This is a genomic window from Streptomyces sp. NPDC005303 (assembly GCF_040607335.1).
GTDB lineage: Bacteria > Actinomycetota > Actinomycetes > Streptomycetales > Streptomycetaceae > Streptomyces.
Genome location: NZ_JBEXGM010000004.1, coordinates 319,909 through 344,495, shown reverse-complemented (window position 1 = coordinate 344,495; position 24,587 = coordinate 319,909). Strand labels below are relative to the sequence as shown.

The following is a 24,587-nucleotide window of genomic DNA, read 5'->3' as shown; positions in this document are numbered from 1 at the left end:
GCTTTCAGGGCGCCGACAGATGGTCGGTGACGACCGTCAGGCGCTTCTGCGTCTCTTTGTCGTACGTCCCCTCGTGCGCCCGTGCCGGACTCGTCCCGTCGAAGTAGCCGCCCGTGCCCAGGTCCTGGGTGGCCAGGGCCAGCACTCCGGGCGCCCCGTCCGCGACCGTCGACCACGGGGCGACGCCGCCCTCCCTGACCATCGCCGTGTCCATGAAGGTCGCCGGGTGGAGGACGTTCACCGCGACCCCCGTTTCCGCCAACTCCTCGGCCAGGGCGAAGGTGTGGGCCGCGAGGGCGAACTTGGCCCGGCAGTACGCGGCGAAGCCCGCGTAGCCGCGGGTGAACTCCGGGTCGTCGAAGTCGATCGGCTCCTGTCCCACCGAACCGACGTTCACGATCCGCGCGGGGGCGTTCGCGCGCAGTACCGGAAGCAGGGCCCGGGTCAGTGCCACCGGTGCCAGGTAGTTCACCGCCAGCCGCAGCTCATGCCCGTCCCCGCTCACCTCCCGGCCCGAGCCGGGTGAACCCGCGCCCACACCGGCGTTGTTGATCAGCACGTCGAGTTCGGGGTGGGCCTCGGCCACCCTCGCGCCCAGCTCGCGCACCTGGCTCAGCGAGGCGAGGTCGGCCACGAAACCCTCGGCCTCTCCTTCGGCCCGCAGCTCCGCCACCAGGCTCTCGGTACGGCCCCGGTCGCGGCCGTGGGCGAGGACGACATGGCCGGAGCGGACCAGCTCGAAGGCGACGTAGCGGCCGAGACCGGAGGTGGCACCGGTGATCAGGATGGTCGACATGCCCCCACGGTAGGCATATGGGCGGGCCTCGTGCCTGTCCCTGTCGGGGTCACCCTTCCGCTTCCTCCGCCAGCACCCGCTGAGCCGTGGCGAACGCCGAGTTCGCCGCCGGAACCCCGCAGTACACGGCCGTCTGGAGCAGTACGGCCCCGATCTCCTCCGGGGTGAGCCCGTTGCGCCGCGCCGCCCGTACGTGCATGGCCAGCTCGTCGTAGTGGCCGTGCGCGACCAGTGCCGTCAGCGTGATCATGCTGCGCTCGCGGCGGCTGAGCGTGGGGTCGGTCCAGATCTCGCCCCACGCGTAGCGCGAGATGAAGTCCTGGAAGCGGGCGGTGAACGGCGTCTGCCTTGCCTGTGCGCGGTCCACGTGCGTGTCCCCGAGCACCTCGCGCCGCACCTCCATGCCCCGCTTGGCGCCACCGTCGAGATGCGCGCGCAGAGCGGTGAGGACGGCTTCCGGGCACTGCGCCGGGGCCAGGTGCGAGGCCCCGGGGAGTTCGACGAGCGTGGCGCGCGGCACCGCGTCGGCGATCTCCCGCAGATGGGGCGGCGGGGTCGCCGGGTCCTGGCGGCCGGCGATCAGCAGGGTCGGCGCGGAGATCTCGGTCAGCCGGTCGCGCAGGTCGAAGGAGGCCAGGGCGTCGCAGCAGGCGGCGTACGCCGACGGATCGGCCTCGGCGTGGTCGCGGAGCAGTTCCGGCGCGCTGAAGTCGCCGGCGAACCAACGCGAGTTCGCGCTCTCCAGCAGCCAGTCCACGCCCTCCCGACGGACCCGCTCGGCCCTCTCCTCCCAGGGCTTGGCCCCGTTGAAGTGGGCCGAGGAGCAGATCACCGCCAGCGACGCGACCCGCTCCGGGTGGTGCACGGCCAGCTGCAGACCGACCGCGCCCCCCAGCGAGACCCCCGCGTACGCGAACCGCTCGACACCGAGCGAGTCGGCGAGCGCCAGCACCAGGTCGGCGAGGTCACCCACGGTGGCGCCGGGGCCGATCAGGTCGGCCGCCGAACCGCCGTGGCCGGGCAGGTCCCAGCGGATCACCCGATGGGTGAGGGACAGCTCGGGCGCCACCTTGTCCCACAGGGCGTACGACGTCCCGAGCGACGGCCCGAGCAGCAGCGGGGGAGCGGAAGCGGGGCCCTCGGTGCGGTGGTTGAGGAGGTTCTCGGTCAACGTCGCTCCAGAGCACGGTCGGTGAGGATACCGGCGGAGCCGGTGTAGCGGGTGGGGTCGGTGAGCTCGTCGAGTTCGACGTTCTTCAACTCCGGCTCCCGGGCGAGGAGTTCACCGAGCGAGAGGCCTTCGGCGTACGTCCGTCCGGCGAGTTCCGTGAGCAGTTCCTTGGCGCGGGCGCGCCCCAGCACGGGTGTCAGTTCGGCGGACAGCCGCTCGGAGACGATCAACCCATGGGTGACATCGAGGTGTTCGCGCATGGTGTCGGCGTGGACCCGCAGTCCCTCGGTCAGTTCGGCGGTGTCCCGCGTGGCGCCGCCGGCCAGCCGCAGCAGGTCCCTGAGCGGCTCCCACTCGGCGTGCCAGGCGCCGGCCGGCCGCTCGTCCTCGGCGGCGAGCGAGCCGTACAGCGTGGCGGCGAGCTGCGGAGCGCGCCGGGCGGCGGCGGCGATCAGGGTGGACCGTACGGGGTTCGCCTTGTGCGGCATGGCCGAGGAGCCGCCCCCGCTGCCCTCCGCGAGCTCGGCGATCTCGGTACGGCCGAGCACGAGCACATCAGCGGCGACCTTGCCCAGCGCGCCGGCCGTGAAGGCCAGGTACCCGGCGAGGTCGGCGATCGGGGTGCGCAGGGTGTGCCAGGGCAGGAGCGGTGCCCGGAGTCCGAGCTCTGCGGCGAAGGCCGCCGTCAGAGCCTGGGTGTCCTCGGTGCCGTATGCCGTGAAGGCCGCCGATGTCCCGGCGGCACCGCCGAGTTGGACGGGAAGGGAGCCCCGTACGATCGCGACCCGGTCTCGCGCGTCCAGCACCAGTGACCGCCATCCGGCCGCCTTGAGGCCGAACGTCGTCGGGACGGCGTGCTGGGTGAGCGTCCGCCCCGGCATCGCGGTGTCGCGGTGGTCGGCGGCGAGCCGGGCCAGGGCCCGCTGGACCCGGTCGAGGTCCGCCGACAGGAGATCGAGGGTGCGCGCCGCCACCAGCATCGTCGCCGTGTCCAGGATGTCCTGGCTGGTGGCGCCCCGGTGGACATACGGCCCGTGCTCCTCGCCGACCGCCTTCGTGAGATCGCCGACCAGGGGGATGACAGGGTTGCCGCCACCGCGCGCACGCTCGGCCAGCGACCGTACGTCGAAGCGGCCCGCGTCGGCCGCCTCGGTCACCGCGGTGGCCGCCGCCGCCGGAGCCAGGCCCAGCGCGGCCTGTGCCCGGGTCAGTGCGGCCTCCGCGTCCAGCAGCGCCTGGAGGTAGGCGCCGTCGGAGGTCGCCGCGGCGGCGGGGGAGCCTGCCCACCCGGGGGCGAGCAGGCCGGTGTCCGGATCGGGAGAAGTCACTGGAACTCCAGGAAGACCGTTTCGCCTTCGCCCTGAAGGCGGATGTCGAAACGGTAGGTGCCATCGCCCCGCCGACGCGCGATCAGCGTGTCGCGCCGCTCCGCCGGCACCCGGGCCAGCAGCGGGTCGGCGCTCAGGGCCGCCTCGTCGTCCGGCAGGTAGATCCGCGTGTACAGGTGCACGAGCAGCCCGCGCGCGAAGACGCACACGCTGATGTACGGGGCGCTCCGTCCCCGCGCACCCGGCCGCAGCGTGCGTGCGGTCCAGTGGCCGTTGGCGTCGGTCTGGATGCGGCCCCAGCCGGTGAACTCCACGCCGTTGCGGCCGAGGTAACCGCCGCTCGCGGGGTCACGCCGGATCGAGCCGTCGACCTGCGGGACGTTGCCCTCGGGGTCGGCGCTCCACAGCTCCAGGAAGGCGTCCGGCAGCGGGTTGCCCTCGCCGTCGGTGATGTAGCCCTGAAGGGTGAGGGTGTCCGGGTGGCCGACGGGCGCGATGTCGCCGCCGCCCGGGAAGGGCAGGGCGTGGCCGTAGAAGGGGCCGACCGTGTGCGACGGGGTCGGCAGCACGGTCTCCGGACGGCTGGTGTCGATCTTCGTCATGGCTGGTCAGCGCCCTTCTTCGATCCAGGTGGCCTGCGGCCCGTCGAGCACGATGTCCCAGTGGTAGCCCATCGAGAACTCCGGCACGGACAGGCTGTGGTCGTACGTGGCGACGAGCCGCTGACGTGCCGCGTCGTCCGTGACCGACTGGATGATCGGGTCGTAGGGGAACAGCGGGTCGCTCGGGAAGTACATCTGCGTCACGAGCCGCTGGGTGAACGCGGTGCCGAAGATCGAGAAGTGGATATGGGCCGGCCGCCAGGCGTTGACGTGCTGGCGCCACGGATAGGGGCCCGGCTGGACGGTGGTGAAGCGGTAGAAGCCGCTGTCGTCGGTCAGGGTGCGGCCGACGCCGGTGAAGTTCGGGTCCAGGGGCGCGTCGTGCTGCTCGCGCTGGTGGGCGTAGCGGCCGGCCGAGTTCGCCTGCCAGATCTCGACCAGCTGACCGCGCAGCGGACGGCCGCCCCGGTCGAGGAGGCGTCCCTCGACGGTGATCCGCTCACCGATCGGCTCCCCGTTGTGCTGCCGGGTCAGATCGTTGTCGATCTCGGTGATGTCCCGCTCCCCGAACGCGGGCGAGTGCAGCTCCACCAGCTCCGGGTCCTTGGACACGTCGATGGTGATCGGCGGCTGTTTCGGGTGCCGCAGCACCGAGGACCGGTAGGGCGCGTAGTCGCGGCGCGGCTGGTGCTCGACGGGAGCGCCGTCGGCGAGCCGCTTCTCGTAGGCCGCGTGCTCGGCGGCGATTTCCCGGTCGATGTCGTGCTGGGTGAGAGTCATGGGGGTTTCCTGCGTTCCGTTAACGTTCGAGGACGAGAGCGAGACCCTGGCCGACGCCGATGCACAGGGTGGCGACACCGACTCCGCTGCCCCTGCGGGCCAGTTGGTGGGCGACCGTGCCGGCCAGCCGGGCCCCGGACGCACCCAGCGGGTGCCCGAGGGCGATCGCCCCGCCCTGCGGGTTGAGGATCGCCGGGTCGAACTCGGGCCACTCGGCGACACATCCGAGCACCTGGGCGGCGAACGCCTCGTTCAGCTCCAGCACTGACAGATCGTCAAACCCCTTGCCCGCCTTGGCGAGTGCCCGGTTGACGGCCTCGACGGGGGCGAGCCCGAAGTAGTGCGGGTCCAGCGCGTTGACCCCGGTCGCGGAGACCCGGGCCAGCGGCTCGCGACCGGTCGCGGCCAGGCCCTCGTCGTCCACCAGCAGCAGTGCCGCGGCACCGTCGTTCAGCGGAGAGGCGTTGCCCGCGGTCACCGTGCCGCCGTCCTTGCGGAACGACGGCTTCAGCTTCGCCATCGCCGCCGGCGACGCGTCCGGCCGTACGCACTCGTCGGCGCCGAAGACGACCGGCTCGCCCTTGCGCTGCGGGATGGAGACCGGCGCGAGCTCCGCGTCGAACAGACCCGCCGTCTGGGCCGCGGCAGCCTTCTGATGCGAGGCCAGCGCGAACTCGTCCTGCTGCTCACGCGTGATCTTGTGCTTCTCGGCGATCAGCTCCGCCGACTCGCCCAGCGGAATCGTCCACTGCGGCTCCATCCGCGGGTTGACCATGCGCCAGCCCAGCGTGGTCGAGTACAGCTCGGTGTGTCCGGCCGGGAACGGCTTGTCGGACTTGGGCAGCACGTACGGCGCCCGGGTCATCGACTCCACACCACCGGCCACGGCGATGGAGGCGTCCCCGACGGCAATCGCCCGGGCCGCCTGGATCACCGCCTCCAGACCCGAGGCGCACAGCCGGTTGACGGTCACCCCCGGCACCGAGGTCGGCAGACCGGCCAGCAGCGCGGCCATGCGGCCGACGTTGCGGTTCTCCTCGCCCGCGCCGTTGGCGTTGCCGAAGTAGACGTCCTCGATCTGGGACGGGTCCAAGTCGGGCGTACGGCCGAGCAGTTCACGGATCGCGTGGGCGCCCAGGTCGTCCGGGCGCACCGAGGCGAGTCCGCCGTTGTAGCGGCCGACCGGGGTGCGGACCGCGTCGACGATGTAGACGTTCTTCACTTGAGGCCCTCCGCGACGGTCAGCTTGGCGTCGGTCTTGGCGGTGATCTCCTCGACACTCACCCCGGGCGCCGTCTCGACCAGCACCAGACCGTCCTCGGTGACATCCAGGACGCCGAGGTCGGTGATGATCCGGTTCACGCACGCCTTGCCCGTGAGCGGCAGCGCGCACTCGGTGAGGATCTTCGGGGAGCCGTCCTTGGCGGTGTGCGTCATCACCACGATGACGGTTCGGGCGCCGTGGACCAGGTCCATCGCCCCGCCGATCCCGGTGATCATCTTGCCGGGGATGGCCCAGTTGGCCAGGTCGCCGGTCTCGGACACCTGCATGGCGCCCAGCACCGCCACGTCGATGTGCCCGCCCCGGATCATCCCGAAGGACAGCGCCGAGTCGAAGAAGGAGGCGCCCGGCAGCACGGTGACGGTCTCCTTGCCCGCGTTGATCAGATCGGGGTCGACCTGGTCCTCGGTGGGGTAGGGGCCGGTGCCCAGGATGCCGTTCTCGGACTCCAGGACCACCTCGACGTCCTCGGGGAGGTAGTTCGGGATCAGCGTCGGCAGTCCGATGCCGAGGTTGACGTACTGGCCGTCCTGGAGCTCGCGCGCGGCCCGCGCGGCCATCTGTTCCCGGGTCCAGGCCATCAGCTGCTCACCGTCCGCTGCTCGATCCGCTTGTCCGTCGCCTGCTCGGGGGTCAGCGCGAGGACCCGCTGCACGAAGATCCCCGGCAGGTGCACCGCGTCCGGGTCGATCTCGCCGGGCTCCACCAGTTCCTCCACCTCCGCGATCGTGACCTTGCCGGCCATCGCCGCGAGCGGGTTGAAGTTCCGCGTGGACTTGTTGAAGACCAGGTTGCCGTGCCGGTCGCCCTTCGCCGCCCGCACCAGCGCGAAGTCGGTGCGGATGCCGTGCTCCAGGACGTACTCCGTGCCGTCGAACTCCCGCACCTCCTTCGGCGGTGAGGCGAGGGCGACGCCGCCCTGGCCGTCGTAGCGCCAGGGCAGTCCGCCGTCGGCGACCTGGGTGCCCACGCCGGCCGGCGTGAAGAACGCGGGGATCCCGGCGCCGCCCGCCCGCAGCCGCTCGGCGAGCGTGCCCTGCGGGATCATCTCGACCTCCAGCTCACCGGCCAGGTACTGGCGGGCGAACTCCTTGTTGGCGCCTATGTAGGAGCCGGTCACCCGGGCGATTCGGCCGGCGGCGAGCAGGACCGCGAGGCCGGACTCCATCGCCCCGCAGTTGTTGGAGACCACCGACAGGGAGCCGGTCCCCTGCTGGTACAGGGCCTGGATGAGCACGTTCGGCACACCGCTCAGGCCGAAACCGCCCACCGCGAGCGACGCGCCCTCCGGTACATCGGCCACCGCCTCGGCGGCTGTGGCGACCACCTTGTCCATCCGCGTAGCCCCATCTCTCCAAGTGCTCAGTGCACTGAGTATTTCAGCGAGGTTTCTCTTAAGCTGCCACTGTGGCAGCCTGACGTCAAGGCTCACTACTCTTCAGTGCACCAACCAAAACGCACCTGACGACACGCCGACCCAACACCGACCAAGACCCGTAGACCGATCTGACTCGGGAGCGCACATGGCCGCGGTGGACCTCACCACCCACCCCGGGCACCTCGCCCGGCGACTCCAGCAGGCGCACTACCTGCTGTGGAACACGATGGTCTCCGAGGAGATCACCTCGCCCCAGTTCGCGGTCCTGAACGCGCTGGTCGCCGAACCGGGACTCGACCAGCGCACGGTGGGGGAGCGGGTGGGGCTGGACCGGTCCACCATCGCCGAGGTCATCAGCCGGCTCGGTCGGCGCGGACTGCTCGACAAGGTCCGCGACCCCCAGGACGGCCGCCGCTTCCTGTTGCGTCTGACCGACGACGGGGTGCGCACCCACCGCAAGCTGACCGTGCGCACCGCCCGGATGAACCAGGTCTTCCTGGCCCCGCTCTCCGACGACGAACAGGGCCGGTTCTTCGAGCTCATCCGCCGGGTCGCGGACGCGGCGGAGGGCCTGCGCAATCCCGCGGAACCCCTCGTCACCCAGCCCTGATCAAGCCTTCGCGAACACGACCCACACCTGGCCCTTCGCGAAGTTCACGGGCGTCCCGTCCCCGGTGGTGAACTCCGTGCCGTCCGTGGCCTTCGCCCGCTTCCAGTTCACGTCGTAGGCGCGGCCGTCGCGCAGCACCTTCGCCTTCCCCGAGCCCACCGTCACCGTGTACGGCGTGTTGTTGCCGAGGAAGTCGTGGAAGGCGGACTTGCGGATCTTCACGTACTGCACGACGACGGTGGCCGGGGCCAGCCGCTTTCCGTCGGCCGTCGCGTCCGGTGCGCCGTCCATCGAGACCAGCCAGCGCTGTCGGGCCCGCGACCAGGTGAAGGTGAAGCGGGCGGCCGGGTAGCGGACCGTCTCCGAGGTGTGCGCGGTGCCGCCGGCCGGAGCGGGGCCGTAGCGGAATCCGGTCGTCAGCGCGGTCGCGCCCGGTGTGACGGGCAGCAGGCGCTCGGGGCGCAGGTAGAGGTTGTGCGGGGTGATCTTGCCGGCGCCGCGGAAGTAGGCGCCGGACGCCTTCTCGGGGGTCCGGGCGTCCAGCGGCGCCTGGTTGATCAGCGGCATCAGCTTGCCCTGGGCGCCGGAGAAGGCGAGCGTCGGGTCGTCGAACTGACGCAGCAGCTCCAGGTCCGACTCGCGGGCGCTGCGCACCGGGCCGACCGCCTTCGGCAGCTTCGTCGCGTACACCGCCATCAGGCGGCTGAGCCCGCCCTCCACCTGCTCGGCGTAGACGACGTCGGCGGAGTCGATGCCGGTCTGCGGGCGCGCCGCCCCCACGTTGTCGATCTTCACGGCGAGCAAAGAGGGACGGTCGGCCTCCCCGCTCGGTGCCGAGGCGCTCGGCTGGGCCGTGCGGAACTGTCCGCGTCCGTCGTCGGCCGGGACCCGGGGCGTGCCATGTCCCGTGCAGCCCGCGGCGAAGAGGCCCGCGGCGGTCAGCAGTGCCGCCGCCGTACGGACGCGCCGTGTGCGCGCCCCTTGCTCCGTACCCACCATGCCCACCGTGCCCGCCCGTCTCGTGTCTTTGATTGTGCGCTTATAAGTTCATTGGTGGCCATACCCGTCTGTTTCTGATTGGTCGCGTCGACTACTCCGATCGGCCCTGGATCACGGTTCGGCAGGGGCCGCCCCGGGTACCCGGGGCGCCTACCCCAGGACCGACACGCGACGTGACGGAGGGAGCGCCGGGCGATGAAGGCTGTGACCTGGCAGGGCAAGAGGGACGTACGGGTGGAGGAGGTTCCCGATCCGAAGATCAAGGAACCGACCGATGCCGTCATCCGGATCACCTCGACCGGATTGTGCGGCTCCGACCTGCATCTCTACGAGGTACTGACTCCGTTCATGACGCCGGGCGACATCCTCGGCCACGAACCCATGGGCATCGTCGAGGAGGTCGGCGCCGGAGTGCCGGACCTCGCGGTGGGCGACCGGGTCGTCGTGCCCTTCCAGATCGCCTGCGGCAGCTGCTGGATGTGCATGACCGGGCTGCCGACCCAGTGCGAGACCACTCAGGTCACCAGCGAGGGCATGGGCGCCGCCCTGTTCGGCTACACCCGTCTGTACGGCGCCGTACCGGGCGCCCAGGCCGAGTACCTGCGCGTCCCGCAGGCCCAGTTCGGGCCCATCAAGGTCCCCGAGGGCCCACCGGACGACCGCTTCGTCTACCTCTCCGACGTGCTGCCCACCGCCTGGCAGGCCGTCGCCTACGCGGACGTCCCCGAAGGCGGCAGCGTCGCCGTGCTCGGACTCGGGCCCATCGGCGACATGGCCTGCCGGGTCGCCCAGGTGCTCGGCGCCGGGCGCGTCTTCGGCGTGGACCTGGTGTCCGAACGGCTGCGCCGGGCCCGCACGCGCGGCGTGGAGACGTACGACCTCAGGAGCTTCGACAGCGAGAAGGAGCTGGTCCAGGCGATCCGGGACGAGACCGACGGACGCGGCCCGGACGCCGTGATCGACGCCGTCGGCACCGAGGCCCACGGCAGCGCGGTCGCCCGCCTCGCGCAGAACGCCTCGGCCCTGCTGCCCAGGAAGCTCAGCGGACCGTTCGCCGAGCGCTTCAGCGTCGACCGGCTCGCCGCCCTGCACACCGCCATCGAGCTGGTGCGCCGCGGCGGCACGCTCTCCCTCACCGGTGTCTACGGCGGTATGGCCGACCCGCTGCCCATGCTCACCATGTTCGACAAGCAGATCCAGATCCGGATGGGCCAGGCCAACGTGCGGCGCTGGGCCGACGAGATCATCCCCTACCTCACGGACGAGGACCCGCTCGGCGTCGACGACTTCGCGACCCATCACGTGCCGCTGTCGGACGCCCCGCACGCGTACGAGATGTTCCAGAAGAAGCAGGAGGGCGCGGTCAAGGTGCTGATGCGGCCCTGACCTCGCGGCTCAGTCACCTGACCTCGCGACTCAGCCCAGGATCTCGTCGAGGTCGTAGCGCACCGGCTCCTCCAGCTGCGCGTAGGTGCAGCTCTCCGGGGTCCGGTCGGGCCGCCAGCGGCGGAAGCGGGCGGTGTGGCGGAACCGTACGCCGTTCTCCATGTGGTCGTACGCCACCTCCGCCACCCGCTCCGGCCTCAGCGGCACCCAGGACAGGTCCTTCTTGCCCGACCAGCGGCTCGGCGCCCCGGGCAGCCGGGCGCTCTCGTGGGCGGCCTCCTCGGCCCAGGCGGCCCACGGGTGCCCGGACGCGTCCTCCATCCGCAGCGGCTCCAGTTCGTCGATCAGCTCGGCACGCCGCTTCATGGGGAAGGCCGCGGACACGCCGACGTGCTGGAGCGTGCCCCGGTCGTCGTGGAGGCCGAGCAGCAGGGAGCCGACGACCGGGCCGCTCTTGTGCAGCCGGTAGCCCGCGACCACCACGTCCGCCGTGCGCTCGTGTTTGATCTTGAACATGGCGCGCTCGTCCTGGAGATAGCGCCCGGTGAGCGGCTTGGCGATGACCCCGTCCAGGCCCGCGCCCTCGTACTCCTCGAACCACTGCCGGGCCACGTCGATGTCCGTGGTCGCCGGTGCGAGGTGCACCGGGGCCGTGACCCCGGACAGGGCCGTTGTGAGCAGCTTCCGGCGCTCGGTCAGCGGGACGTTCAGCAGTGACTCGTCCTGGAGGGCCAGCAGGTCGAAGGCCACGAAGGAGGCCGGCGTGCGCTCCGCGAGCGTCCGTACCCGCGACTGCGCCGGATGGATCCGCTCGCTCAGCGCGTCGAAGTCGAGGTGCCCCTCCCGCGCGATCACGATCTCCCCGTCCATCACACACCGCTCCGGCAGCCGCTCCCGCAGCGCCTCCACCAGCTCGGGGAAGTACCTGGTGAGCGTCTTGCCGGTACGGCTGCCCAGCTCGACCTCCGCCCCGTCCCGGAACACGATGGCCCGGAAGCCGTCCCACTTCGCCTCGTAGTGCATGTCCGGCGGGATCTTCGCCACCGACTTGGCGAGCATGGGCTTCACAGGGGGCATCACCGGCAGATCCATGGTCCGATTCTGCACGCGCACGCCCCGAAATGCCTGATATGCCGGGCTCGCTTACCGTGGCTCGCATGGGTGACGCGGTGGAACTGGAGGCGGGCGGCCGGACCGTACGGCTGTCCAGCCCGGACAAGATCTTCTTCCCGGAGCGCGGCTTCACCAAGCTCGACCTCGCCCGCTACTACCAGGCCGTCGCCCCCGGCATCCTGCGCGCCCTGCGCGACCGCCCCACCACCCTGGAGCGCTACCCGGACGGCGTGACCGGCGAGAACTTCTTCCAGAAGCGGGCGCCCAAGAACATGCCCGACTGGATCCCGACCGCCCACATCACCTTCCCCAGCGGCCGCAGCGCCGACGAGATGTGCCCCACCGAGGAGGCCGCCGTCCTGTGGGCCGCCCAGTACGGCACCCTCACCTTCCACCCCTGGCCGGTCCGCCGCGACGACGTCGACAGCCCCGACGAACTGCGCATCGACCTGGACCCGCAGCCCGGCACGGACTACGACGACGCCGTACGAGCGGCTCATGAACTGCGGTCGGTGCTGGAGGAGTTCGGCGGTCTGCGGGGCTGGCCCAAGACCTCCGGCGGGCGCGGTCTGCACGTGTTCGTGCCCATCGAACCGCGCTGGACCTTCACCCAGGTGCGGCGGGCCGCGATCGCGGTCGGACGCGAGATGGAACGCAGGATGCCGGAGCACGTGACCATCAAGTGGTGGAAGGAGGAGCGGGGGGAGCGCATCTTCATCGACTACAACCAGACGGCCCGCGACCGCACGATCGCCTCCGCCTACTCGGTACGGCCCCGCCCGCACGCCCCCGTCTCCGCACCCCTGCGCTGGGAGGAGGTCGGCGAGGCGCACCCCCAGGACTTCGACATCGCGACCATGCCCGCGCGCTTCGCCGAACTCGGCGACGTGCACGCGGACATGGACGATCACGCCTTCTCGCTGGAGCCCCTGCTGGAGCTGGCCCGGCGAGACGAGCACGACCACGGCCTGGGCGATCTGCCGTACCCGCCCGAGTATCCGAAGATGCCGGGGGAGCCCAAGCGGGTACAGCCGAGCCGCGCCAAGAAGCCCGGTCCTACAGCTCCTTGATCCTGATGTCCCGGTACGACACCACGTCCGTCGTGCTGTGCACCTGGAGTCCGATGTAGCCGGAGGAGAACCGCCGTCCGTCCGTGCCCGGGTCGTCCGAGCGGGCCGGGTAGAAGTCCTGGCCGCCGACGTTGTCGAACTCGTTGATCAGCACGCCGTTGCGGTAGACCGAGTAGTGCTGGTCGACCACCCGGATCTCGTAGTCGTTCCATGTGCCCTTCTGGGTGACGCCGGCACCGGCGAGCCCCACCCGGTCGAAGCCGTAGATCGACCCGGTCTTGTACATGTCGCCGTCGGGCCGGTCGAGCACCTGCACCTCGTGGCCGTACTTGATGGCGACCCACTCGGGGCGGGACTCCTCCGGGTGGTCGTGGACCCACGGGAACCGCACGAACACACCGGAGTTGGCGTTCCCGGTGCCCGGGGCGTCGTCCCGCCACTGGAGCTTGAGCGAGAAGTCGCCGTACTTGCGCTCCGGGAACCAGAGCATGCCGAGGCCGTCCTTCGTGGTGCCGGACGTGATCGACCCGTCGCCGTTCGGTGCGAACGAACCGCCGCCCACCTGCTGCCACTTGGCGAAGGAGGCCGCGCTGCCGCCGAGGATCGTGCGGTAGCCCTCGGTCTGCCCGGGCCTGCCGATCCCGGACTCACGGGCCGCCGCGTCGATCGCGTCGTACTCGCGCTCGTCGACGACCCCTTCCCGGAAGAGCCTGTCCAGGACGGTCTTCACGTGCTTGAGGAACAGCGCGTGGGACGTCCACTCCTTCTCGTCCTCGATCAACTCGTTGATGCGGCACCGGCTGTTGGTGATCCGGTTCGGCACCCCGGAGTCGACCGTGCCGACGATCACCGTCAACCGCTCGTCGAACTCGGCGCAGTTGGGCGCCGGGACCTGACTGGAGACCACCGTGACGGTCACCGTGCGCGCGGCCGAGGTGTTGCCGGCCTTGTCCGTCGCCCGGTACGCCAGGGTGTGCGTGCCCGCCCGGTCGACGACCACGGGAGCGGTGTACGCGAGGTAGGGTCCGGCGTCGATCGAGTACTCGATCCCGGCGACACCCGAACCGCCCTCGTCCGTGGCGCCCACGGTCACCTTGGCACTGCCCACGTAAGCCCCGTCGGAGTTCCGCGTGCCGTCCACGGTCACACCGGTCACCGGCGGGGTGGTGTCCTGCGGGGCCGCCGCGACGACCGTGAACCGGACACTCTTCTCGGCGGAGACGTTGCCCGCCTTGTCGGTCGCCCGGTACTTCACGGTGTGGGAACCGACCTGGTGCACCATCACGGGCATGGTGTATGCCTGCCAACTCCCGCCGTTCACCGCGTACTCGATGGTGTTGACCCCGGATCCGGTGTCGGAGGCCGACAGGGTCACCGTGGCCATGTCGATGTACGTGCCGTCCGGGTTCTGCTCGCCGCTCACCGTCGCCGAGGTGTCCGGCGGGGCGGTGTCGTCGGAGGGCGGCGGGACGACCGTGAAGGCGACGCTCTTCTCGGCGGAGACGTTGCCCGCCTTGTCGACGGCCCGGTAGCGGACCTTGTGGTCGCCGGCCTGGTCGACGACGACCGGGGCGGTGTACGGCTGCCAGGCGCCCGTGTCCCCGATCGCGTACTCGATCCGGTCGACACCGGAACCGCCGCTCTCGTCGGTCGCCGTGACCGCCACGCTCGCCGAACCGACGTACTGGCCCTGCGCGTTCTGCGTACCGGTCACCTGGGCCGCCGCCGAGGGCGCGGTGGTGTCCTCGCCGCTGCCCTCGGTCACCACGAGGATGCCCTGCATCTGGCCGTGGCCGGGGATCGTGCAGTGGTAGAAGTAGCGGCCCGGCGTGAGCGTGACCTCGGCGGTGTGGCGGCCGCCCATGTCGTCGTTGGGGTTGGCGAGGATGTTGAGTTCGACGTCGTCGTTGAACTCGGGGTCGCTGGTCACGAAGGTCAACGTGTGCGGCATGCCGGTGGTGTTGCCGGTGGCCGTGCTGTTCTCGAAGACGATCGTGGCCGTGCCCGCGACGGCGGTCGCAGGGACCGAGCTGTACTTGGTGATGTCGTCGCCGGCGGTCCAGGTGAGTGTCTGGGCCGCCGCCGGGGCGCTCGTGTCGGGCCGTGCCTGGGACGTCGACTGGAGGCCGAGCACCATCAGCAGGGCGGCCAACAGGACGGTCAGAGCTCTACGGGGGTCCATCACTGCCCTCCTCTCGCCAGCTGTCCGGCGGCCGGTGTCGGTCCGCCGCCCGTGTAAGTGACCCGCCACAGTGCCGACTTGGCGTCCGAGGTGAAGAACCCGCGCCCGTAGTCGAGGACGTACAGCGCGCCGTCCGGACCGAACTTCCAGTCCATGAGGTTCTTGATGCCGTCGTTGCCGATCGGCACGATCTTCTTGAGCGACTCGGAGTGCACGGGCAGCCCGCCCTCGCCGTGGTTCCTCGGGTCGGTGATGACCGCGTTGCGCGGCTGGTCGGCGTCGTAGAAGTCGCCGACGAACCACTTGCCGTCCCAGTAGGAGGGCCACTTGACGGTGCTGTCGGCCGCGGCGGTGTCGTAGCGGTAGACCGGCCCGTTCATCGCGGCCTGGCCGCCACCCTTGAGCCACGGCAGCAGGTACTTGGCCTCCTCCTGCTTGTAGGACGGGATGCCGTTCGCGTCGCGCGGGTAGTCCGGGGCACCGCCCTGCGGCGAGTACCAGATGTTGTTGCCGGTGACCGGCGGGAGGTTGACCAGACCGTCGTTGTTGGGCGACTCGTTCTTCGGGTGGTCGCAGTCGTACCAGCCCAGCGGCTGGTCGGGGTTCGGCAGGTTGCGGTCCCGGTAGGGCTGCTTGTTGCCCATGCAGTACGGCCACCCGCGGTTGCTCGCCTTGGTGATGACGGCGAAGGTGTCGTACTTGGCCGGGCCCCAGGTCGTCGAGGGTGCGCTCGCGTCCGGGCCGACCCATCCGGCGTACAGGACGTCGGTCTTCTTGTCCACGAAGATCCGGGCCGGGTTCCTGACCCCCATCACATAGATCTCGCCGCGGGTCTTGCCACCGCCCTCGACGGTCTCCTTGCCGGTGAAGAGGTTCCCCTCGGGCAGCGTGTACGTCCCGTCGGCCTCCGGGTGGATGCGCAGGATCTTGCCGTTGAGGTTGTTGGTGTTGCCCGCGGTGCGGCGCGCGTCCGCGAAGGAGACGCCCTTGTAGTTCGGCTGCGGGTTGTTGCCCGAGTAACCGCCGCTGAAACCACTGGAGTTGTTGTCACCGGTCGCGATGTACAGGTTGCCCTTGGAGTCCCAGGACATCCCACCGCCGGCGTGGCAGCAACTGTGCACCTGGACGGGCCACTTGAGCAGGACCTTCTCGCTGTTCAGGTCCATCTTGTTGGTGGCGAGGTCGAGGGTGAAGCGGGAGACGCGCCGCTGGGCCATCTGCGTGTCGCGGTTGAGCTGCGCGTGCGGGGTGTAGTGCAGATACACCCAGCCGTTCTCCTCGAAGCGCGGGTCGAGCTCGATCCCGAGCAGGCCCTCCTCGACCTTGACCAGCTCGTCGCCGCCGCCCTTGTTGCCGAACACGGTCAACGCGCCCGCGAGGGTGACCTTCTTGGTCCGCGGGTCGTAGACGTGGATCTCGCCTCTGCCCTTGCCGATGTCGGGGTTGTTCCAGTCGGTGATCACCGGCTGGGAGGAGTCGGCGCCGCCCCGCCCGATGTACAGGACCCGCCCGTCGGGAGCTGTGACCAGGCCGTGCGGTTCGCCGATCTGGTCGTTCTGCCCCGGCTGGTTGGGCTGGGTGAGGCGCTCCGCCTTGTAGTTGCCGTTGATCGTCGCCTTGCAGTCGGCCTGCACGAGCCGTGAGGTCCAGAGCAGCGCACCGCGCAGATGGGTCCGGAAGTCCGTCTCGTCGTACGAGGACACCGTGCCGCCCATGCCGGTGTAGAAGGACCGGCCGCCGTCGTAGTCCCGGCACCAGCTCACCGGGTGGTCCCAGCCGTTGGCGCTCGCTCCCGGCTGGTAGGTCGATTCGCGCACCCGGGCCACGGTGTGCACGTCACCGGACGGGTTCTTCGTCCAGTTGAACCACTGGTCGGGGCGCTTCCACTGCACCGGCAGATGCTTGGTCGCCGGATGCTGCCGGTCGCCGACCTCAACGGTGGCCCGCTGGACGGCCGTTGGGCTGGAGGCGGCCGGACGGGCGCCGACGAGCCCGGTGAACCAGTCGGAGTACGGCTCGGCGCGGGCCGCGTCATGGATGCCGACGAATCCGCCGCCCGCCTCCATGTAGGCCTCCAGGCCGGCCTCCTGGTCGGCGTCGAGGACATCGCCGCCCCCGGTCAGGAAGACGATCGCGTTGTAACTCCCCAGTGCCTTCTCATCGGTGAAGACCCTGGCGTCGTCGGTGGCCTCGGTCTCGAACCGCTGGTTCGCCGGACCGGACAGCCCGATCCTCTCGATGGCGGCGATCCCGGCGTTGACGACCGGGGACTCGTCCCCGGCGGCCGCGGATCCGTAGAAGACCAGCACCCGTACATCCCCGCCGCCCGGTGGCGACTTGACGGACATCGTTGTCGTGGACGGATCGGGCGCCGGGATCGCCCCCGCCGCCGGTCCGGACATCAGCCCGGCGGCCACGACCCCCGCGGTCACGGTGGCCGTCCAGACGCGTCTCCGCGCGCTTCCTCCGCTTCTCGCGCTCAACCCTCGTAAGTGCATGGGCACCTCCTCGGTCACAGCAACAGCGCCATGGAAGCTAGACCCCTTTGCCTCACTCGCCAATACCTATGACCGGGATCGCACGAACTTTGTCCTGAGTGTGGATAAACGGCTCCAGGGCCGGTACCGTCTCACAGGTTCATCACAGGTACGTCTCCGCAAAACCCGTATCGCGGTGGGGAGTTCCGCATGAGCGCACTGGACAGACGTGGCTTCAACCGGCGGGTGCTGCTCGGTGGCGCGGCGGTCGCGACATCGTTGTCTCTCGCGCCCGAGGCCAGAGGTGCCTCGGGTCCGGCGCAGGCCGCTCCGGGCGGCGGCGAGGTCAAGCACATCAAGCTGTACGCCGAGAAACTCCCCGACGGGCAGATGGGCTACGGCCTGGAGAAGGGCAAGGCGACGATCCCCGGTCCGCTCATCGAGCTCAACGAGGGCGACACCCTGCACATCGAGTTCGAGAACACCATGGACGTCAGGGCGAGCCTGCACGTTCACGGTCTGGACTACGAGATCTCCAGCGACGGCACGAAGCTGAACAACAGCGACGTCGAGCCGGGCGGTACCCGCACCTACACCTGGCGCACCCACGCGCCGGGCCGCCGCAGCGACGGCACCTGGCGGGCGGGCAGTGCGGGCTACTGGCATTACCACGATCACGTGGTGGGCACGGAACACGGCACGGGCGGTATCCGCAAGGGTCTCTACGGTCCGGTGATCGTCCGTCGCAAGGGCGACATCCTCCCGGACGCGACCCACACGATCGTCTTCAACGACATGCTCATCAACAACAAGCCGGCGCACTCGGGGCCCGACTTCGAGGCCACGGTGGGTGAGCGGGTCGAGTTCGTGATGATCACGCACGGCGAGTACTACCACACCTTCCATCTGCACGGTCACCGCTGGGCCGACAACCGCACCGGCATGCTCACCGGGCCCGACGACCCGAGCCAGGTCATCGACAACAAGATCGTGGGCCCGGCCGACTCCTTCGGCTTCCAGGTGATCGCGGGGGAGGGGGTCGGGGCGGGCGCGTGGATGTACCACTGCCATGTGCAGAGCCACTCCGACATGGGGATGGTGGGCCTGTTCCTGGTGAAGAAGACGGACGGGACGATCCCGGGGTACGAACCGCACGAGCACACCGAGCAGCGGGCCGGGCACCACCACTGACGGATCATGGGCGGGTGACTCTTCTTCTCACACGCGGCGATCTGGAAGCGGTGCTGGAGCCCGAGGTCTGCATCGACGCCCTGCGGGACGGCTTTTGGAACGCGGCCGATGTGCCGATCGCGGGGCAACGGGTGCGCACGGACCTCCCGTTCCCCGGCACGGCCACCGCGCTGATCCCTGGTCTGCTTCCCGGTGTCCCGGCGTACACGGTGAAGGTCAACGCCAAGTTCCCGGCCGCCCGGCCCGCCCTGCGCGGGGTGATCTGCCTGCACAGCGGCACCGACGGCGAGCTGCTGGCCCTCATGGACTCGGCGACGGTCACGGCGTGGCGGACGGGGCTGGCGGCCGCGCTGGGCACGCACCTGCTGGCCGGGGCGGGGGAGGTGGTCGGCGTGATCGGCGCGGGAGCGCAGGCCGAGTTGATGGTGCGCGGCCTTGGGGTGCTACGACCTCGCGGTGCCCTCGTCGTCCACGACACCTCCGCCGACCGCGCCGCGGAGTTCGCCGCGCGGCACGGCGGCCGGGTGCTGTCCTCCGCCGCGGAGGTCGCCGTGGCCTCCGACCTCGTCCTGTCGGCGACCTGGTCGCGGGAGCCGCTGCTGAGCCTGGCGGACACGCGGCCGGGGCAGCACTTCACGAGCCTGGGCGTGGACGAGCCGGGCAAGGCGGAGCTGGCGGCCGATCTGTTGGACGCGTCCGTGGTCGTGGTGGACGACCGCCCCCTGGCCGTGAGCATGGGTGTGCTGGCGGACGGCGGGACCGCGGCGGCGACCCTGGGCGAGGTGGTGCGGGGCGACCACCCCGGCCGCGCGAGCGACACGGACCGCACGGTCTACGCACCCGTGGGGCTGCCCTGGCAGGACCTGGCGGTCGCCTGGACGGCGTACCAGCGGGCCGAGCGGGAGGGGATCGGGCGCCGGGTGGACCTGCTGACGTGAGGCCGTTCACCGGATGTCCCCGGTCGTAGGTGTCCACCGTCCGGTGCCGCGAGAGCGCTCTCACCGGGTCCTCGTCCGGGGCTATCCTGATCGGCACCCGCCGACGAGGAGTCCAGAAGTGACCGACACAGCGCCGCGCCCCACGCTGGAGGCCGTGGCGGCCCGGGCCGGGGTGTCGCGGGCCACCGTGTCCCGGGTGGTGAACGGCGGGGACGGCGTCAGGGAGCCGCTCGTCGAGCGGGTGCGCAGGGCCGTCGAGGAGCTCGGTTACGTGCCCAACCAGGCTGCCCGCAGTCTCGTCACCCGGCGCCACTACGCCGTCGCCGTGGTGGTGGCCGAGCCGGAGACCAGGGTCTTCGCCGACCCTTTCTTCGCTCTGCAACTCCGGGGGATCAGCAAGGAGTTGACCGCTCACGACAACCAGCTGGTCCTGCTGCTCACCGAGGGCCGGGACGACCACGCCCGCGTGGGACGCTACCTCGCCGGAGGCCACGTCGACGGCGCGCTCGTCTTCTCGCTGCACCTCGACGACCCGCTGCCGGAACTGATCCAACGGGCCGGTGTCCCCACGGTGTTCGGCGGACGGCCCGGCTGGAGCGACGGGACGACGGACGTCGTGTACGTCGACAGCGACAACCGGGGCGGTGCCCGCGAGGCCGTACGGCATCTCGTAGGGCTCGGGCGCACCCGTGTCGCCCACATCACCGGTCCCCTCGACCAGACCTCCGCGGCGGACCGGCTCGACGGCTACCGGGACGTCATGGGCGACGCCGACCCGAAGCTTGTCGTGCGGGGCGACTTCACCCCGGCCGGCGGGGAGCGGGCGATGCGGGAACTCCTCGGCCGGTGCCCGGACGTGGACGCGGTGTTCGCCGCCAACGACCTCACCGCGTCCGGCGCCCTGCGCGTGCTGCGCGAGGGCGGGCGCCGGGTGCCCGGGGACGTGGCGGTGATCGGCTTCGACGACATGCTGCCGGTCGCCGAGCAGACCGATCCGCCGCTGACGACGGTCCGTCAGGACATCGAGGAGATGGGCCGGCTGATGGCCCGCCTGCTGCTGCGGGACCTCGACCGCAGCAGCGGGGGAGCCACACCGGCCGGTGTCGTCCTGCCGACGACGCTGATCCGCCGCGCCTCGGCGTGACCCCCCGCCCCGCTCACGTCTGCTGCGGCGCGCTCTTGATCACCGCGAAGCGGGCGCCGTACGGGTCGGCCAGCTTGGCGATCCGGCCGACCCCGGGCACGTCGGTGCCGGGCAGGCGGACGCTGCCGCCCAGCTCCTGTGCCTTCGCCACCGTCTCGTCCGTGTCCGTGACCTCGAAGTAGGGCATCCAGTACGCCCCGGCCTGCGCCTCCAGCGGATCGTCGGCGAGCGGGACGATGCCGCCGAACATGCCGTCCTCGCTCTGCCCGTCCGGCAGCAGGGTCGTGTACGTGCCGCCGGGGAACTCGACGCCATAGGTCTCCAGGCCGAGCGCCGCGCGGTAGAAGTAGGCGGCCATCGGCAGGTCCGCCGTGTACAGCTCGACCCAGCACAGCGAGCCCGGCTCCTGGGTGACGTCGAGCCCCTTGTTCCGCCCGGGCTGCCAGATGCCGAAGGGCACGCCCGCCTTGTCGGCGAGGATCGCCATGCGGCCCTGGCCCATCACGTCCATGGGCTGCATGAGCACCGCGCCGTGCGCCTGCTCGGCCGCCTTCGCGGTGGCGTCCGCGTCCGGGGTCTGGAAATACACGGTCCAGGACGGCGGGCCCTGCTCCGGTGTGGTCTGCATGCCGCCCGCGGCGGTCCTGCCGGCGAGCTGGAAGAAGCCGTAACCGCCGGCTTCGGGCGGGCCCGGCTGGAACTCCCAGCCGAACAGGCCGCCGTAGAAGGTGGTGGCGCCTTCGATGTCGGGGGTGCCGAGGTCGAGCCAGTTCGGAGCGCCGGTGACATAACGGGTCGTGAGCATCTGTGCCCTCCTCTGAGGGGTCCCGTTGCCTGCACTGCCGAGTCTTGCACCCTCCACCGACAATCGCTGCCGGACGCCACCACAGGTCGGTGACGTCGGCGAAACGGCTTCCGCGCGCCGCCGTGCGCCCTGGCGCCGGGCAGGGGACCATCAAGGCGGCCGGAGGCCATGAACGGCACCGTTGATCCCGCGTTGATCGAACGTTTTTCGCTGCCCGGCACGATCTCGGCCATGCACATCGACACCATGACCCCGACCGGCCCCGCCTGGCAGGCGCAGGCGTTGTGCGCGCAGACCGGGGCGGACTTCTTCTTTCCCGAGCCGGGCAGCTCGGTACGAGAGGCGAAGCGCATCTGCGCCATGTGCGAGATGCGCCCGGCCTGCCTCGAGTACGCCCTGGCCAACGACGAACGCTTCGGCGTCTGGGGCGGCCTCTCCGAGAAGGAACGGCTGGCGATCAGACGGGTGGAGAACCGATGAGCCGACGGGCCGGGAGCGCCGTGGGGATCCCGGAGCGCACCCGGGCGTAAACGCGGAGGCAGGGCGCACCGCCTTGCCAGGGCGACGTACACCGGTTCCGTACACCGCCGGACGTCGTGGACGGGGCGGCGCGGGTTTGGGGGCGTGCCGGACGCCGTGCCGCGGCCGGTCGCCGAACTCGACCCGCTGCTCGACTGGTTGCGGCTTCGCCGCGGGTACGGCGCCGCCTGACGGACGGCTCGGTCAGTGCAAGCCATCTACGCCGTTGACCAGGGGATTCTCCCCTCAGGGAGGCGCCCTGCCCGGCCTTGGGCCGCTCGTCCGGAGCCGTCTGCGTGAGCGGATGAATCGCCGGATCCCGAAGTTTCTCCCAAGAAGGTGACGACGGGATGCCTGGGACCCGGGATCAGGACGAGAGGCACCGCGAGCCGCGACCGGCGTCCGAGAAAGCCTCGGGAACGGCGGCTTCGCTTGCGCGGGCGGCCGGTTTGCGGAGCAGGAGGAGCGCCGCGTCGTCGTGCAGTCGGCCACCCACATGCGCCAGCAGTTCGTCATGGATCGCGGTGAGGGTGCCGGCCGGCTCGTCGGACAAGTGGCGGGCCAGCCCGTCGGCGAGCGGGTAGAACTCACGGCCGTGGTCGCGGGCCTCGGTGACCCCGTCGGTGTAGAGCAGCAGTTGATCCCCGTCGGCGAAAGCCAGCACCTGGAGGCTGGGGGTCTCGTCCGTGAGGGCGCGCAGCCCGAGGGGCGGGGCCGGATGGGCGGGCTCCACCGCCACGACGGTGCCGGATTCGCGCACCAGCAGCGGAGGTGCGTGACCACAGTTGACCATCTCCAGATGGCCTGCCTGCGGGTACCCGGCGACCACGGCGGTGACGAAGTCGTCGACACCAAGGTTGCGCGCCAGGCTCCGCTCGATCCTGTCGACGACGGCGAGGAGATCGGGCTCGTCGTAGGCGGCCTCACGGAAGACACCGAGTACGAGTGCGGCGGTCCCCACGGCCGGCAGCCCCTTGCCGCGCACATCGCCGACGATCAGCCTGACCCCGTACGGGGTGGGCAGCAGCGCGTAGAGATCCCCGCCGATACGGGCCTCGGCTGCCGCGGCGCTGTAGCGGACGGCCACCTGGAACGGACCGACAGTCGCCGGTACGGGCTTGAGGAGCGCATGCTGGGCGGCCTCCGCGACCGACCGGACGGCCGCGAGCACCCGTTCGCGACGCCCGCGCAACGCGCTGGCGAGGCCACTCGCCAGCGTGACGGCCGCAAGGGCGGACAGTACGGCCGCCAGCTCATGTCCCGGAACGCCGTCCCGGGTTCCGAGCGTCGCCCCCACTACTCCGGCGAGAAGGCCGGCGCAGAGGACTCCGCGCGGCCCGCCGGTGGTGGCGGCCAGCGCGGGCCCGGCCGCGAGCAGCGGCAGCCAGATCGTCCCTGCTCCGCACGCGACGTCGACGAGCACGATGACGGAGACGATCAGCACGGGCAGTGCGGGCGTAGCGGCGGCCACATGCGCGACGGCGCGTTTCCGGGCCGCCGACCCGGGACCGCGCACTCGGTTCCTGAACGGCCGGATCAGCCATGGGTCGCCACCGTGGTCTCGAGCCTGACTCATGCTTCGTCCGTAGTCCTCACCTTGAGCGGGGGCTGCTGAAATGTCTCTTTCATCCAGGAAAGAGGTAAGGCTCGGGTGCCACAAGGAGGGGGATTTCAGATAGTGAGCGAGAGGCCCCTGGTCACGCGACTCGCGGCCGGGATCAGCCGCGCCAGGACCTCGTCGAGTCGTGAGAGCCGGTCCGCCCGCAGTGAGACGCCGAGCGAGCCGAGGGTGTCCCCGTTGTAGACGGGCACGGCGACACAGACCGTACCGAGGGCGTACTCCTCCAGGTCCGTGACGCCCGGGGCCACGGGTGAGGAGTCGAGTCGCCGGAGCAGTTCCGTAGGGCTGGTGATGGTCCGTGGTGTGAGGTCGGCGAGGGAGTGCCGGGAGAGGTAGTCCTTGCGGGAGGCGTCATCCAGCTCTCGCAGCACGGACTTGCCCAACGCGGTGGCGTGCCCCGCGTCCTCGAATCCCACCCAGAGGTCGACACGGGGCGTCTGGGGGCCGTCGACGATCTCGGCGACTCGAATCTCGCCCTCCTCGTAAAAGGTGAGGTAGGCGGCCGTCGCGAGTTCGTCCCGCAGAGCGGCGAGCGTGGGGCGGACGCGGCTGAGCGACACCTGCCCCCGGCCCGTGCTGTGCAGTGTCTGCAGCTTGTCGCCCAGGACGAACCCGCCGTCGTCCAGCTTGCGTATGTATCCGTCGTGGACCAGCGTCCGCAGCAGGTGATAGGCGGTGGCCAGGGGCAGGCCCGTCTCACGTGCCAGCTTCTTCGCCGGCGCGCCGTTCTCGTGCGAGCTCACTGCCTCCAGCAGGCGGAAGGCACGCTGCACGGAAGCGATGAGCGTAGGGCCACCGTCGTGAGCACCCATACGACCAGCGTGCGCCGAGCACACGACGCAGGCAAGACGCGGGCCCCTTGTCGGCTCACAGGGTCAGGCGATCGTGACGGCCGTCAAGATCAGCTCCGGCGCCATTCACGCGGGTACGGATCCAGCCTTCTCACCTGGTGCCGGGACGTCGCGACCGGCAGACGGTATGGACGCCGCGCTTCTGGCCGGCCCTGCAACGGAGGCGTCCGCATGGCGGTGGCGGCCCGCAACGCCCCGACGAGCCCCGGCGCCACGACGCATCGCGGCACCTGGGCTCGTCCGCGTGCCGGCGGAGGACTTGGTCCACGGGCGGGGGGCGGTACTTGGTTCACGGGCGGGGGCGGTACGGCACGCCCCGCAGTACCGCCCGCCGCCTCCTCGGT

General features: G+C 70.9%; 22 protein-coding genes. 7 read left to right on the top strand and 15 right to left on the bottom strand.

Going from position 1 to position 24,587, the window contains the following annotated elements:
* Positions 1-4 precede the first annotated feature (4 nt).
* Genes ABZT93_RS09760 through ABZT93_RS09725 form a run of 8 tightly spaced genes read right to left on the bottom strand, consistent with a single transcriptional unit; the run spans position 5 to position 7,295 of the window.
* Positions 5-796, bottom strand: a complete 792-nt coding sequence (locus tag ABZT93_RS09760; protein ID WP_356101403.1) for an SDR family NAD(P)-dependent oxidoreductase — start codon at positions 794-796, stop codon at positions 5-7.
* 49 nt (positions 797-845) lie between these two features.
* Positions 846-1,967: a 3-oxoadipate enol-lactonase gene (pcaD, locus tag ABZT93_RS09755; RefSeq protein WP_356101400.1), complete on the bottom strand. Its 1,122-nt coding sequence runs from the start codon at positions 1,965-1,967 to the stop codon at positions 846-848.
* Positions 1,964-3,295: a 3-carboxy-cis,cis-muconate cycloisomerase gene (pcaB, locus tag ABZT93_RS09750; protein ID WP_356101397.1), complete on the bottom strand. Its 1,332-nt coding sequence runs from the start codon at positions 3,293-3,295 to the stop codon at positions 1,964-1,966. The genes pcaD and pcaB overlap by 4 nt, the downstream gene beginning before the upstream one ends.
* The gene (gene pcaG / locus ABZT93_RS09745; protein WP_356101394.1) at positions 3,292-3,897 is read right to left on the bottom strand and encodes a protocatechuate 3,4-dioxygenase subunit alpha; all 606 of its coding nucleotides are present in this window, start codon (positions 3,895-3,897) and stop codon (positions 3,292-3,294) included. Before pcaG ends, pcaB begins: the two co-directional genes overlap by 4 nt.
* Before the next feature lie 6 nt (positions 3,898-3,903).
* The gene (gene pcaH, locus ABZT93_RS09740; protein ID WP_356101391.1) at positions 3,904-4,677 is read right to left on the bottom strand and encodes a protocatechuate 3,4-dioxygenase subunit beta; all 774 of its coding nucleotides are present in this window, start codon (positions 4,675-4,677) and stop codon (positions 3,904-3,906) included.
* 19 nt (positions 4,678-4,696) lie between these two features.
* The gene (locus ABZT93_RS09735) at positions 4,697-5,899 is read right to left on the bottom strand and encodes a thiolase family protein (protein WP_356101388.1); all 1,203 of its coding nucleotides are present in this window, start codon (positions 5,897-5,899) and stop codon (positions 4,697-4,699) included.
* On the bottom strand, positions 5,896-6,540 hold the full coding sequence (locus ABZT93_RS09730) for a CoA transferase subunit B (RefSeq protein WP_356101385.1): 645 nt from the start codon (positions 6,538-6,540) through the stop codon (positions 5,896-5,898). Before ABZT93_RS09730 ends, ABZT93_RS09735 begins: the two co-directional genes overlap by 4 nt.
* A complete protein-coding gene (locus ABZT93_RS09725; protein WP_356101381.1) occupies positions 6,540-7,295 on the bottom strand; it encodes a CoA transferase subunit A in 756 nt (251 codons plus the stop codon). The genes ABZT93_RS09730 and ABZT93_RS09725 overlap by 1 nt, the downstream gene beginning before the upstream one ends.
* Before the next feature lie 187 nt (positions 7,296-7,482).
* Between ABZT93_RS09725 and ABZT93_RS09720 the strand changes: the two genes are divergently transcribed.
* On the top strand, positions 7,483-7,947 hold the full coding sequence (locus ABZT93_RS09720) for a MarR family transcriptional regulator (RefSeq protein WP_356101379.1): 465 nt from the start codon (positions 7,483-7,485) through the stop codon (positions 7,945-7,947).
* Here ABZT93_RS09720 and ABZT93_RS09715 read toward each other — a convergent pair whose 3' ends face one another.
* Entirely contained in the window at positions 7,948-8,946 is a 999-nt protein-coding gene (locus tag ABZT93_RS09715) for a DUF3048 domain-containing protein (protein ID WP_356101376.1), read from the bottom strand.
* 195 nt (positions 8,947-9,141) lie between these two features.
* Between ABZT93_RS09715 and ABZT93_RS09710 the strand changes: the two genes are divergently transcribed.
* Positions 9,142-10,332: a zinc-dependent alcohol dehydrogenase gene (locus ABZT93_RS09710; protein WP_356101373.1), complete on the top strand. Its 1,191-nt coding sequence runs from the start codon at positions 9,142-9,144 to the stop codon at positions 10,330-10,332.
* 30 nt (positions 10,333-10,362) lie between these two features.
* Here ABZT93_RS09710 and ABZT93_RS09705 read toward each other — a convergent pair whose 3' ends face one another.
* On the bottom strand, positions 10,363-11,424 hold the full coding sequence (locus ABZT93_RS09705) for an ATP-dependent DNA ligase (RefSeq protein WP_356101370.1): 1,062 nt from the start codon (positions 11,422-11,424) through the stop codon (positions 10,363-10,365).
* A gap of 65 nt (positions 11,425-11,489) precedes the next feature.
* On the opposite strand from ABZT93_RS09705, the gene ligD reads away from it, so the two are divergent.
* Positions 11,490-12,515, top strand: coding sequence for a non-homologous end-joining DNA ligase (gene ligD, locus ABZT93_RS09700; protein WP_356101367.1), 1,026 nt, complete (start codon positions 11,490-11,492; stop codon positions 12,513-12,515).
* On the opposite strand, the gene ABZT93_RS09695 is transcribed toward ligD, so the two are convergent.
* Positions 12,502-14,697 carry a family 16 glycoside hydrolase gene (locus ABZT93_RS09695; RefSeq protein WP_356101364.1) on the bottom strand — a complete coding sequence of 732 codons (2,196 nt, stop codon included), beginning with the start codon at positions 14,695-14,697 and terminating at the stop codon, positions 12,502-12,504. The genes ligD and ABZT93_RS09695 overlap by 14 nt on opposite strands.
* The gene (locus tag ABZT93_RS09690; RefSeq protein WP_356101361.1) at positions 14,697-17,195 is read right to left on the bottom strand and encodes a ThuA domain-containing protein; all 2,499 of its coding nucleotides are present in this window, start codon (positions 17,193-17,195) and stop codon (positions 14,697-14,699) included. Before ABZT93_RS09690 ends, ABZT93_RS09695 begins: the two co-directional genes overlap by 1 nt.
* A 189-nt stretch (positions 17,196-17,384) precedes the next feature.
* Between ABZT93_RS09690 and ABZT93_RS09685 the strand changes: the two genes are divergently transcribed.
* The 3 genes from ABZT93_RS09685 to ABZT93_RS09675 all read left to right on the top strand — a co-directional run bounded on the left by ABZT93_RS09685 (position 17,385) and on the right by ABZT93_RS09675 (position 20,447).
* On the top strand, positions 17,385-18,365 hold the full coding sequence (locus ABZT93_RS09685) for a multicopper oxidase domain-containing protein (protein WP_356101358.1): 981 nt from the start codon (positions 17,385-17,387) through the stop codon (positions 18,363-18,365).
* 14 nt (positions 18,366-18,379) lie between these two features.
* Positions 18,380-19,303, top strand: a complete 924-nt coding sequence (locus ABZT93_RS09680) for an ornithine cyclodeaminase family protein (RefSeq protein ID WP_356101355.1) — start codon at positions 18,380-18,382, stop codon at positions 19,301-19,303.
* Positions 19,304-19,421: 118 nt separating this feature from the next.
* Complete coding sequence (locus ABZT93_RS09675; protein WP_356101352.1) at positions 19,422-20,447, top strand: LacI family DNA-binding transcriptional regulator; 1,026 nt, start codon at positions 19,422-19,424, stop codon at positions 20,445-20,447.
* A 13-nt stretch (positions 20,448-20,460) separates the two neighbouring features.
* Here the strand turns inward: ABZT93_RS09675 and ABZT93_RS09670 are convergent, their stop codons facing one another.
* Positions 20,461-21,252, bottom strand: coding sequence for a VOC family protein (locus tag ABZT93_RS09670; protein ID WP_356101349.1), 792 nt, complete (start codon positions 21,250-21,252; stop codon positions 20,461-20,463).
* Positions 21,253-21,483: 231 nt separating this feature from the next.
* Between ABZT93_RS09670 and ABZT93_RS09665 the strand changes: the two genes are divergently transcribed.
* On the top strand, positions 21,484-21,732 hold the full coding sequence (locus ABZT93_RS09665; protein WP_356101485.1) for a WhiB family transcriptional regulator: 249 nt from the start codon (positions 21,484-21,486) through the stop codon (positions 21,730-21,732).
* Positions 21,733-22,138: 406 nt separating this feature from the next.
* Here ABZT93_RS09665 and ABZT93_RS09660 read toward each other — a convergent pair whose 3' ends face one another.
* Together ABZT93_RS09660 and ABZT93_RS09655 are read right to left on the bottom strand one after the other, a co-directional pair.
* Entirely contained in the window at positions 22,139-23,347 is a 1,209-nt protein-coding gene (locus ABZT93_RS09660; RefSeq protein WP_356101346.1) for a PP2C family protein-serine/threonine phosphatase, read from the bottom strand.
* Between the two features lie 95 nt (positions 23,348-23,442).
* Positions 23,443-24,204, bottom strand: coding sequence for an IclR family transcriptional regulator C-terminal domain-containing protein (locus ABZT93_RS09655; RefSeq protein WP_356101343.1), 762 nt, complete (start codon positions 24,202-24,204; stop codon positions 23,443-23,445).
* Positions 24,205-24,587: the final 383 nt, after the last annotated feature.